Consider the following 1,102-nt stretch of genomic DNA (forward strand, 5'->3'; position numbering starts at 1 on the left):
GACGTAGGTGACTTGCTGTTGCTGCTGCCGCTGGGCAGCGGTCGTGGCCGGCGCGGGCGCGGTCATCGCCATCGTCATGCCGACCAGAACGGCTGCGGCGACCAGCAGGCGCCTCGGACCGGACAGCGATCCCCGTCGGCGAAGACGGCCTGAGCCGGCTTCCCCTCTCGCCACCTCGCGTGAATGTGCCATCTTGAGACCTCCTTTGCGCCGGGATACGGCTTTTCTCCACCAGAACGGATCTTTCTGCCCCTCAGCCAGGCCGCGGTAGCCGCTCTCGACATTCCGCCGATGGTTTACTGGAGCCACCGTCTTCCGGCCCAGGATCTATCGCAACTTCGGATGAGCGATCGATTGGGGGCCGGAAGAACAGTGTTCCTAGATGGACGCTGCAGCTGGTCCGCTGACGACCACGACAGGGTGGTTCAGTCGGGAATCAGGCCGCTGTCCACGCCGACGGGTCCCGTACCGACGGTGATCGTTCCGGTCACCGTGTTCGTCGCCGTACTGATCACCGACGCAGTGCCCGAGACGAAATTGGTCACGTAGACCCGAGTACCACCCGGAGTCACCGCCACACCGAGCGGGCCGTCACCCACGGTGATCGTGTCGATCACCGTGTTCGACGCCGTACTGATCACCGACACATTGTCCGAGACATTGTTGGCCACGTAGACCCGAGTACCACCGGGAGTGACCGCGAGCCCCTCCGGAGCAGCACCGACGGTGATCGTGTCGATCACCGTGTTCGACGCCGTACTGATCACCGACACACTGCCTGAACCGGCATTGGTCACGTAGACCCGAGTACCCCCCGGAGTGACGACCGGCGCCACCGGGGCGGCACCGACGGTGATCGTGTCGACCACGGTGTTCGACGCCGTACTGATCACCGACACGTTGTCGGAGCCGAGATTGGCTACGTAGACGCGGGTACCACCCGGAGTCACCGCCACCCCCGTCGGGTCGTCACCCACGGTGATCGTATCGATCACCGTGTTCGACGCCGTACTGATCACCGACACGTTGTCCGAGTCGCGGTTGACCACGTAGACGCGGGTGCCACCCGGAGAGACCGCTACCGCCCACGGTCTGTCACCAA

2 protein-coding genes are annotated in these 1,102 nt (G+C 64.5%); both read right to left on the reverse strand.

The window, feature by feature from the left end; genetic code table 11:
- On the reverse strand, positions 1-192 hold a 192-nt coding region (locus AR3_RS31895), incomplete at its 3' end, for a hypothetical protein (protein ID WP_217998809.1).
- A 233-nt stretch (positions 193-425) separates the two neighbouring features.
- The coding region (locus AR3_RS29075) for a beta-propeller fold lactonase family protein (protein WP_157406858.1) at positions 426-1,102 on the reverse strand (677 nt) is incomplete at its 5' end.

The organism is Actinomadura rubrobrunea NBRC 15275, assembly GCF_001552235.1.
Taxonomy (GTDB): domain Bacteria; phylum Actinomycetota; class Actinomycetes; order Streptosporangiales; family Streptosporangiaceae; genus Spirillospora; species Spirillospora viridilutea.